This window comes from Treponema sp. (genome assembly GCF_045657965.1).
Lineage (GTDB): Bacteria > Spirochaetota > Spirochaetia > Treponematales > Treponemataceae > Treponema_D.
The window spans coordinates 1-10,222 of record NZ_JAZOUG010000027.1; the positions used below are offsets into that span (position 1 = coordinate 1).

Genomic DNA, 10,222 nt, shown 5'->3' on the forward strand with positions numbered 1-10,222 from the left:
GGCTACGATCCGACTTGAAATTGACCGTAAAAATCAGATTATTTCGTATTTTACAGAAAACTACGGGCTTTCAAAAAATGAAGTTGAGGCGGCATTTGTTCAGGGAGAAAAAGCGATTCTTTCTTTCCGCTTAAAACTGCGGGAAGAAGGTCAGAAAATCATCGATAAAGTGACGGCGGAAAACAGTTTTGCAGTAGTACTTGCAGGTCGTCCTTATCACACCGACGCTCTTGTAAGCCACGATTTATCGCGCGTCTTTACGAAACAGTACATTCCGGTTCTCACTGTTGATTCTCTTCCTGAGCTGAATGATGTAGATCTCCGCTATACCCGTGCTGAAGTCACGAATAATTTCCACACGAGAATGCTTTCGGGGGCGCTTCTGGCTGCCAGTTCTCCGGCACTTGAATACGTCCAGATTGTAAGTTTCGGTTGCGGTCACGATGCAATTCTTTCCGACGAAATTATCCGCATTATGAACGAAACTTCAGGCAAATCTCCGCTGATTTTAAAACTTGATGAAGGCGGGGCTGCAAATTCGCTCAATATCCGCGTAAAATCATTCCTTGAAACGATTGCAGAGCGCCGTGCCAAAAAAGGAAACCTGCCTTTCACAGAACTTGGCGATGCATACAAACAGAAATTCGGAAAAAAAGACCTTGAAATGCGAACTGTCTTAATTCCAAATGTTTCTGCCGCTTTCTGTAAGCTGCTTTCAGGCGTTCTGTGTAAGCAGGGACTTCGTGCGGTACCTCTTTCAATGGGCGAAAATCAGCAGATTCAGGTCGGAAAAAAATATGTTCACAACGACACATGTTTTCCTGCCCAGATGGTAATCGGCGAGGCAATTTCTGCCCTTCAAAGCGGAAAGTATCCGCTAGATAAAGTTGCAATCGGTATGGCAAAATATCAGGGCGACTGCCGGCTTTCTCATTATTCTGCTTTGCTTCGCCGTGCCTTAGACACAGCAGGCTTTAATCAGGTTCCGATTGTTTCTACAGACCCGATTGACTCAAAAGAAATGCATCCGGGCTTCCGTTTAGGTGCGCTTTTCAATATCCGAACTCTCTGGGTAATCACGATGATGGATATGCTTGAAGAATTGAGAAGGCAGATTCGCCCTTATGAGCTCAATAAAGGTGAAACAAACCGCATTTTTGATGAAGTAATTGAAGATATTTCAAAAGGCATCGATAAAGGAATCCGTTCTGCACTCAAAGCATACAAGCGGGGAATCGAAAAGTTCTGCAAGATTAAATACGATAAATCAAATCCACGGCCTCGTGTTTTTGTAACCGGAGAATATCTTGTCACTTTCCATCCGGGCTCGAATTTTCATGTTGAGCGCTATCTTGAAGAAAACGGAATGGAAGTGATTTTGCCTCGAATGGCGAATGTTTTCCGAAAAGATTTCTATGCACGTGTAGTTGAATCAAAAGATTTGAATGTAAAATTCAAAAAGGCAAATGCAATTTTTGACCGCATTGCAGAAAAACTGTTCGAAAAAGCACAAAACACTTGCGAAAAAGAAGCGGCACGTCATCCGCTTTTTGTAAAGGCAACACCGCTTCCTGTTCTTGCAGCCGAAACAGACCAGATTATGAACCGCACCTTCCTTTCCGGTGAAGGCTGGCTCATTCCGGGCGAAATCAAAGAATATGCTCTGCGTGGAGTTCAGTCATTCGTCATTCTGCAGCCGTTCGGATGTTTGCCGAATCACATCTGCGGACGCGGAATCATGAAAAAGGTAAAGGAAGAATTCCCTGCCGTGCAGATTCTTCCTCTCGACCTTGATCCGGACACAAGTTTTGCAAATGTAGAAAACCGCCTGCAGATGCTGATTATGAACGAAAAATCAAGGGTAAGTTAAATCCATGCATAAAAAACTTCTGAAGTGGCTTCCGGCGGTTTTTATCGCCGGATGTAATTTTTATCTGTCTTCTCAGGAGCATATTGAGTATATGCCCGGATTCTGGAATGCAGATAAACTTGTTCATTTTATCTGTTTTGCAGGTTTTTCTTTCTGGGTGGCGTTTGCCTGTAATATAAAATCTTATCGAAAAATCTGGCTGCCCGCTCTCATTATCAGTTTGTGGGCAGTTACCGATGAAATTCACCAGAGTTTTACGTCAGGACGCGAGCCCTCTGCTTTAGACTGGCTTTCTGACACAACAGGAGCTGTTTTGGGGGCTGCTGTCTTTGTATGGTTTATGACAAAGATTCTTAAAGCCTTACAGGAACACCGAGAGCGTTCAGATCGCGCTTGATTCCCTCAACAGTGTAACCCATTGAATGAACCATGCTTGCAATTAAGGCTGCATCGGCTTTGCCGGCTGTCAGAACATCTGCCAGATGCTGCGGGGTTCCGCCGCCGCCAGAAGCGATTACAGGAACGCTTACGTTTTCTGCAATCATTCGTGTAATGTTAAGTTCGTATCCCTGCCGCACACCGTCAGCATCAATCGAATTTAAGACGATTTCGCCTGCGCCCAAAGAAACAGCTTTTTTTGCCCATTCAAGAGCATCTAAATCAGTTTTTACCCGGCCTCCGTTAATGTAAACTCTGTAACCGGAAGGCATTTCACTGTCTTTTGCAGCATCCATTCCCAGAACAATGCACTGATTTCCAAAAATTCCGGCTCCTTCACGAATCAGGTCCGGATTTTTAACGGCCTGTGAGTTAAGACTGATTTTTTCTGCACCAGCCAGAATTGTTGAGCGGATGTCTTCGATTGAGCCGATTCCACCGCCGACACAGAACGGAATAAAAACCTGTTCTGCAACGCGCGAAATTAAATCTAGAATCGGGCCACGTCCGCGCGCAGAAGCCATAATGTCGTAGAAGACAAGCTCATCAACACCCTGTTCGTAATATTTTTTTGCCATTTCGACAGGATCGCCGATATCGATATTATTCTGGAATTTAACACCTTTTGTAGTTCTGCCGTCTTTTACATCCAGACAGACAATTATTCTCTTTTTTAACATGATGAGCCCCCGATGTAGTTTGCTAAAATCTTAAGCCCGGCCTGTCCGCTTTTTTCGGGGTGGAACTGAAAGGCGGTAATACTTCCCTGTGAAACGCATGCCGGAACTTTACAGCCGTAGTCTGCGTATGCTTTTACAATGCTTTCGTCTGACGGCTGAATTAAATAGGAATGTACAAAGTAAAAATCTGATTTAGAATCTACTCCGTTAAAAAGCGGAGAAGAACCGTTAACGTATTCAAGATTATTCCAGCCCATGTGAGGAACTTTTAATTCAGAGTTTGTGCCGCAGTCTTTCCAGACGTTTTCAAAATGGCGGATTGTGCCTTTTAAAAGACCTAGACATTCAACATTGCCTTCTTCAGAATATTCAAAAATAATCTGGCTTCCAAGACAGATGCCTGTCAAAGGCTTTCCGGCCTGTGCCCAGTCACGCAAAAATGAATCAAAACCTGTAAGCTTAAGCTGTTCCATTGCATATTTTGCTTCGCCTACGCCCGGGAAAATAAGCCTGTCACATTTTTCTAAATCTTTTGGATTTTTTGAAAGAACGTATTCTGCTTTTAAAAAAGCAAGAGAGCGTTCAACACTTTTTATATTGCCTGCGTTGTAATCAACAATTCCTACCATGCGAATGACTTTAGCATAAAGATGATAAATTCTCAATTCAAATCTGCCGACAATTTAACTATATGATGAATACAAATGACTTTATGCCTGTTATAAAAGCTGTCCTCTCTGATAAACGCGTGATTATTACGGCTGTAATTGTTTTTCTTTTTATGGATTTGTGTGCATACATCGTGCGTTACCGGAAAAAGCCGAAAACTCCAAAAGCTAAGAAAACAGTTGTACAAGCCGCTCCTGCCCCAGCTGAATCTTCCGGCGAAGAAAGTGGAGATGATGCAGGAAATGACGAGGAATAAACGATATAAGCTTTTTTTTCTTTCTGTGTCCTGTGATATCAACTTTTCCCTTCCAGAAAGTGCCGCAGATTCTGATTTTTTGTTCTGAAAGAAGCTGTGATAAAATTTCTGCGGTATCTTTTGTTTCCCACACGTTAATTCCAAATTTTTTTAATTTTTTCGCATTAAAACGCTCTGTCAATTCATTAACAGATTCTTCCCTGCTGTAAAGTCTGCGGTTCTTTTTTATGAAACTGTATGCATATTCAGAGTCCCAGGCAGTATAACTGATTTTTAGCCCTTTCTGCTCTGCATCACAAATATCGCAGCCTGAACACATAGCCTGTTCTGCTCCAAGATAATCCAGAATATTCTGACGGCGGCAGGTTTTACTTAAAGCAAAATTTCCTAAGGCCTTTTCACGGCTGCCTTCTTTTGCCTGCCGCCATCGTACAAAATCAGCATGATTCCAGATTAGAACTGAATTTACATTTTCTCCGTTACGTCCGGCCCTTCCTGCCTCCTGAACAAAGGCTTCCATGTGCTCAGGCGCATCTAAATGGACAACACTTGCAATATCTGCCTTATCAATTCCCATGCCAAACGCACAGGTTGCCGTTAATATTCCTTCTTTTGAATCAAAAAACCATTTTTCTACAGCAGATTTTTCTTCTTTTGTCATGCCTGCGTGATAAAATCTTACTTTTTCTCTTCCAAAGTATGCTGCACAAACTCTGGCCATTTCTTCTGTTCTGCGGCGGGTACCACAGAAAATTATCATCGGCCTTTTCATTAAAAGAGCACATTCTAATGCAGCTTTTTTCTTGGCATAGGCATATTTTACTTCATAATGAATATTCGCCCTGTCACTTGCACCTCTAAGAAGATGATAGTTTCCATCAAATAAAATTTCTGCAATTCTGTCTAAAACAGTTTTACTTGCCGTGGCAGTAAAAGCCGTAATCAGTTTACATTCAAGACGTTTTATGATTTTTCCAAGTTCCAGATAAGAAGGTCTGAAAGAATCCCCCCATTCAGAAACACAGTGAGCTTCATCAATCGCAATATGTGAAATCTTTATTTTAGAAAGATGTTCAAGAAGTTCTTCACTCTGTAAAATTTCCGGGTTCGCAATAATTACCCGGACAGGATTTTCTCTATCAGAAAGTGCTGAATAATTTTCCTGTTTTTCCTTATCTGAAAGACCGCCTTTAAAAACGATGCACCGGATTCCTGCCTGTTCCATTCGCCTTTTCTGGTCGCTCATTAAAGCCAGAAGCGGATATATTACAAGAGTTGCTCCCTGTAAAAGCAGGGCCGGAACTAAAAAGCACATGGATTTTCCGGCCCCTGTCGGAAGAATTACAATCTGCCTGCCGCGGCAAAGCTCATCATCATCTGTATGATTTGAAAAATTTTCGTCTTCTAAAAGATACTTCTCCGTATCGATGATATTTGAGATTACCATCCTCTGCCACGGAAACAGAAAATCTACATGAAAATCATTTTTTGCAGCTTCGACGGCCTTATCTGCATCAAAAAGCTGGCCGTCAGAAAGCTCTGCAACACCTTTTCCATCAAAAGAAATTCGTTCAACTTCTGCCATATTTTCACCTCTTTTAGTTATAGGCGAAAAAGTGCATTTTACGGCAATGATTTTGAATTATTTATCGAGGATTGTTATTTCTACGCGGCGATTTTTTGCTTTTCCGGCTTCTGTAGCATTTGAAGCAATTGGAACTCTTGAGCCAAATCCCTGGGTAAAGACGTGATATTTATCACGGACTCCAAGCTGAATCATATATTTAGCAACAGAATCCGCCCGCTCTTCACTCAACTGCTGACAGCTTTCTGGAGTGCCTGCAAGAGCTGTGTGTCCTGAAATCAGCAGGTCATTCGGATAATTTTCGATAATTTTTGCAATTTTTTTGATTTTCTGCTTTTCGCTTTCAAGAAGAACTGCTGAATCCGGCTTAAACTGAATGTTTTCTACAGAAATCGTAAGCCCCTTTTCGCTTTTAGTAACAGAAACATCCTGTAAATCAAGGTCTTTTACTTTTTCAAGAACTTCAGCAAGGTTTTTGTCAGTTGCAGTTCTCTCAAAATCAGTAACTTCTGCATGAGCTTTTCCGGTAAAATCAAACTGATTGCCGAGATATGTTTCCATCATGATTCTGAAATCTTCAGTATAGTGATCAATCTGACCTTTTTCGTTATCCCACCAGATTGTCTGATTTGAATAGCCCAGAGTTGAAACAGGGAAATCGTCTGTTAATTCATAAACATTTTCAGGCATCGGGCTTTCAAAAGAAAGTGTGTACTTCACCTGCAAAACCTGAAAAGTCTTTTTTTCGTGTTTTGAATCAGAAGAAACTCCTTCTTCATCGCGCAGATATGTATAAGTTGCAGTAAAGGGAACTTTATAAGGTTCGTTGTTTGCAAAAGAACGACGTAAATCGTGTGCTTCATGTCCGTTTGCAGTCCAGACATCGCCGGGTTTTACAGCTTTTTCAGGCAAAACCGGAACATCCCGGACAACAGGCATAAAATATTCTTTTCCGATTTCGTAAATTCCGCGTTCATCACGCCAGTATCTGCTTTCATATTCTTCACCGTAAGTCAAAGTTCCGTTTGAATTTGATGAGGTCGAATTTTCTGTTGTCATAAAAGTAGCTTCGTTAAAACCGCGTCCGTTTTTATCAACTTCAGTAATTCTGGCTGAAACCCTGTTTACAATTTCAGCAACATGATTCAATCTTCCGTTTACTTTTACAGTCTCATTTACAGTAGAAAGAACGCGGTAATTATCACCGTTTTTAAATTTAAATCTAAGAAATTTTTCAGTTGAATCAGACTTGGAAAAAAGCTGAAAAGAGATAAAAATCAGAAAAATACTGCAAAGTGTTTTAAATTTCATAAAAAATTACCTCCATGTAATTTTCTTTCTGTCAGTTACTCATCACATATCAAAGATGGTCTGCCAGATCATAATCACCGTTAAGAATCTTTTCGCAGCGTTCTTTTGGCATCGGCTTTCCTTTTAAAAATCCCTGAATATTTTTACAGTTTATTGCTTTTAAGATTTCAAGCTGTTCTTCTTTTTCAACACCTTCAGCAATTGTATCCAGCCCCATTTTTGTGACCATTGCAATAATTGAATCAGTAATATTTGCTTCAATACCACTTTCATCAGTAATATTTGCAATAAAAGACTTATCAATTTTAAGAGTTGTTATCGGAAGTTTCTGCAGATAGCTCAGGCTCGAATATCCGGTTCCAAAATCATCCAGCGAAAGCCCGATTCCCATATCACGGATTTGCGTTAAAAGCTCAATAACTTCATTTTTATTATCAATGAAAACACCTTCTGTGATTTCAATTTCGAGAGTTTCAGGTTTAATTTTATGCTTCACCAGTAACTGCTGTAAATCAAACAGGAAAGTCTGTTTTTTAAGCTGTATTGGGCTTACATTTACGCTCATTATTCCGTCAAAATCAAATTTTTTCTGCCATTCTTTTAATGTCTGGATGGCTGTTTCAAGAATCCAGTCTCCAAGCGGAATAACAAGCCGGGTTTCTTCTGCAATCGGAATAAAATGCTCCGGATTAATCCAGCCTAATTCTTCATCATGCCAGCGAAGTAAAGCTTCAAACCCCCTGAGTTTATTTGTAATAACATCAAACTGCGGCTGATAATAAAGCTGGAATACATAATTTCCAAGTGCCTGATCAAGCTTTGTCTGAATGGCAATTTTTTCCATAAAGCGTTCGCACATTACAGATTTGAAGAAACAGATATCATTTTTTCCTTTGCGCTTGGCTTCATACATTGCCATATCTGCAAATTTTAACAGATCTTCAGAATTTTTTGCATCATCAGGATAAAGTGCAATTCCTCCGGAAAAATCAATTCCTTCTTCATTCATTAATTCCAGAAGCAAATCCCCGGCATTTAAAATCGTATCAGGAGAATTTATTTTATTCATCATGATGATAAATTCATCGCCTTCATAGCGGTAAACTTTCAGATAATCTTTTTTGAATCTTTTTAAAATATCAGCAGTATGACAGATTACAGCATCCCCTTCAGAATGTCCCTGTGCATCATTTATAAGTTTTAAATTATCCAGATCGATTAAAATCAAACCAAAACGCGCTTCATTTTCATCTGCTTCTTTATGCCATTCTTCAAAATCAATTTTAAATTTCTGGCGGTTTGGCAACCCTGTCATTGCGTCATGATATGCATGAAATTCAAGCTGTTCATTAAGAAAATTAATATTCTCAAGCTTTGTCTTTAAATTTTCCCGTGAAAGAGAAAGTTCATCAGTCAAAGCTGCAAGCCGAAGATTCTGCCTTAAAAGCTGCTGTTCGCGTTCTTTTTCTTTTTCGATGTTAATTGCAGAAATTAAAATAAAACCTGAATTTGTTGCATTCATGGTAACTTTTATCCAGACATGACAGTTAGTTGAATAAAAAGTTATTTCCTGTAATTTTTTTTCCTGACTGCACGTACAGGCCATTTTATACCAGTCTACATCTTTTGAAAGCTTTTCTACACATTCTGCAGCTGTGTCTCCAACTTTAAGCAGACTGCCATAATTTTTAACGGCACTTTCATTCATAAAATGAATAGAGAAATTCTGTGCAATATCAGATTCTTTTGTATTTTTTAAATCAGTGTTTTCATTTTCAGAAATGAGAACAACTATCGGCGTAAAAATTCTCTCAAGTACTTCTTTGTAATCTTTATCTTTCATCAAAAGTGCTTCCGTTTATTTTTAAATATAGCATCTGCAAAAAAAATGCTTCACTTAAATATCGGTATAACCTGAGTAAAAAATTAGTATGCAGCAAATAGAATTTACTTATTCTTTATGATATTCTAATAATCATAAATGAAAGAAGAAAGAAAACAGTCACATACTTACAGAAAAGAAAAGTCTCTGCGAAAAAATCCTGTTTCTATCCGACGGGAAATGTTTAATTCCGAAAATATTTCCAGAGAAGCAAACGAAATTCTCGAAAAATTTGATGATATTGCCGGAAATGTTAGAAACTTAAGCGGCAAACAGAAAATTTCACTTTATGGAGCCATTAAAAATCTTTCTCACAAACTGACTGATGAAAGAAATTCCCGCCGTTTAGGATATATGAACGAAGCTTCCTCAATCAGTGCGTATATCAGTTATTTTATGTGGTGGAATTTAGTCAGAATGACCCGCCTTTTTGCAAATCTTCCAAAGATTTCATTCAATTCACTCACAAAATCAGAAAATCCAGTCGCTATAGATATTGGCAGCGGAACATTAACATCTGTAATTGCTTTGTGGCTTTCAAGGCCCGAACTGCGTTCAAAAAAAATTAAATGGTACTGCATGGATTTAAGCCAGACAGCACTTGCCGCAGGTGAAGATTTATATCTTTCAATCGCTGCAAAAAAACTTTCCCAAATCGAAGAAGGTCAGGCATGGGAAATCGTGCGTATAAAGGGAGCACTTGGAACTTCAATCAAAGAAAAGGCTGATTTTATTACCTGTGCAAACGTTTTCAATGAAATTATCCAGAATAATGAAATGCCGACAGACTTTCTTGCAAAAAAATACACAAATGAACTTCTTTCTTATCTCAAAGATGATGACTCCACCGTTTTACTCATAGAACCGGGTGATCCTCATTCAGCAAGATTTGTTACGCTTATGCGCGACTCATTAATCAAAAAAGATTATTTACCGGTTTCACCATGTCCTCATGCAAAGACCTGCCCGATGTCAGGAAGAACGAACGGTAAAACAGTCAATTCATATGGCAAAAACGCAAAATGGTGCAACTTTGCATTTGATACCGATTCTGCTCCCGCACGTTTATTAAAACTTTCCGAAAAAGCCGGATTACCAAAAGAAAGAGCCGGCTTAAGTTTTATTCTCGCACAGAAATCAGAACAAAAAGAAACTTCCAGACAAAACGAAAAAACTTTTATACGGATTGCTTCAGACTTTATCAGACTGCCGGAACTCCACAAATCCGGTTACTATGCCTGCAGTCAGTTCGGAATGCTGCTTGCTGTTGATGAAAACCATATTCAGCCCAGAAACGGTGAGCTGCTGCAAATAAAAACACCCGAAAATCTTACCGAAAGGGATAAAAAATCGGGCGCATTAATCATACATATTTAAAAAAAAGCTAAAAAAAAGGGGCTGTCCTTAAAGTTGAAATATTTTCAATAAAGGGCAGCCTTTTTTATGTTAAATGAATTTTGTAGATTTTCGTTAATTGTTTTTTTTCTTAGGTGTTCATTAATCGAATCAGCTGCTTGAAATCATATCCCAG

General features: G+C 39.3%; 9 protein-coding genes. 4 read left to right on the forward strand and 5 right to left on the reverse strand.

Translation table 11 applies throughout. From position 1 onward, the window contains the following. Nucleotides 1–1,870, forward strand: a 1,870-nt coding sequence (locus ACKI5B_RS00685) for an acyl-CoA dehydratase activase-related protein (RefSeq protein ID WP_407425028.1), incomplete at its 5' end; no start/stop codon positions are given. A gap of 4 nt (nucleotides 1,871–1,874) precedes the next feature. Further along, a complete protein-coding gene (locus tag ACKI5B_RS00690; RefSeq protein ID WP_407425029.1) occupies nucleotides 1,875–2,267 on the forward strand; it encodes a VanZ family protein in 393 nt (130 codons plus the stop codon). Here the strand turns inward: ACKI5B_RS00690 and hisF are convergent. Together hisF and hisH are read right to left on the reverse strand one after the other, a co-directional pair. Then, nucleotides 2,224–2,988, reverse strand: a complete 765-nt coding sequence (hisF, locus tag ACKI5B_RS00695; protein WP_407425030.1) for an imidazole glycerol phosphate synthase subunit HisF — start codon at nucleotides 2,986–2,988, stop codon at nucleotides 2,224–2,226. The two genes, ACKI5B_RS00690 and hisF, sit on opposite strands and share 44 nt — an antisense overlap. Continuing rightward, on the reverse strand, nucleotides 2,982–3,617 hold the full coding sequence (gene hisH / locus ACKI5B_RS00700) for an imidazole glycerol phosphate synthase subunit HisH (protein WP_407425031.1): 636 nt from the start codon (nucleotides 3,615–3,617) through the stop codon (nucleotides 2,982–2,984). Before hisH ends, hisF begins: the two co-directional genes overlap by 7 nt. A 62-nt stretch (nucleotides 3,618–3,679) precedes the next feature. Between hisH and ACKI5B_RS00705 the strand changes: the two genes are divergently transcribed. Then, nucleotides 3,680–3,913, forward strand: a complete 234-nt coding sequence (locus tag ACKI5B_RS00705; RefSeq protein ID WP_407425032.1) for a hypothetical protein — start codon at nucleotides 3,680–3,682, stop codon at nucleotides 3,911–3,913. Here ACKI5B_RS00705 and ACKI5B_RS00710 read toward each other — a convergent pair. Genes ACKI5B_RS00710 through ACKI5B_RS00720 form a run of 3 tightly spaced genes read right to left on the reverse strand, consistent with a single transcriptional unit; the run spans nucleotide 3,825 to nucleotide 8,652 of the window. Then, nucleotides 3,825–5,498, reverse strand: coding sequence for a RecQ family ATP-dependent DNA helicase (locus tag ACKI5B_RS00710; RefSeq protein WP_407425033.1), 1,674 nt, complete (start codon nucleotides 5,496–5,498; stop codon nucleotides 3,825–3,827). The two genes, ACKI5B_RS00705 and ACKI5B_RS00710, sit on opposite strands and share 89 nt — an antisense overlap. A 57-nt stretch (nucleotides 5,499–5,555) precedes the next feature. Next, nucleotides 5,556–6,809 carry an OmpA family protein gene (locus ACKI5B_RS00715; protein WP_407425034.1) on the reverse strand — a complete coding sequence of 418 codons (1,254 nt, stop codon included), beginning with the start codon at nucleotides 6,807–6,809 and terminating at the stop codon, nucleotides 5,556–5,558. A 49-nt stretch (nucleotides 6,810–6,858) separates the two neighbouring features. Beyond that, nucleotides 6,859–8,652: a putative bifunctional diguanylate cyclase/phosphodiesterase gene (locus ACKI5B_RS00720; RefSeq protein WP_407425035.1), complete on the reverse strand. Its 1,794-nt coding sequence runs from the start codon at nucleotides 8,650–8,652 to the stop codon at nucleotides 6,859–6,861. Nucleotides 8,653–8,790: 138 nt separating this feature from the next. Between ACKI5B_RS00720 and ACKI5B_RS00725 the strand changes: the two genes are divergently transcribed. After that, nucleotides 8,791–10,068 (forward strand): small ribosomal subunit Rsm22 family protein, encoded by a 1,278-nt coding sequence (locus tag ACKI5B_RS00725; RefSeq protein WP_407425036.1) that lies wholly within the window; start codon nucleotides 8,791–8,793, stop codon nucleotides 10,066–10,068. Nucleotides 10,069–10,222: the final 154 nt, after the last annotated feature.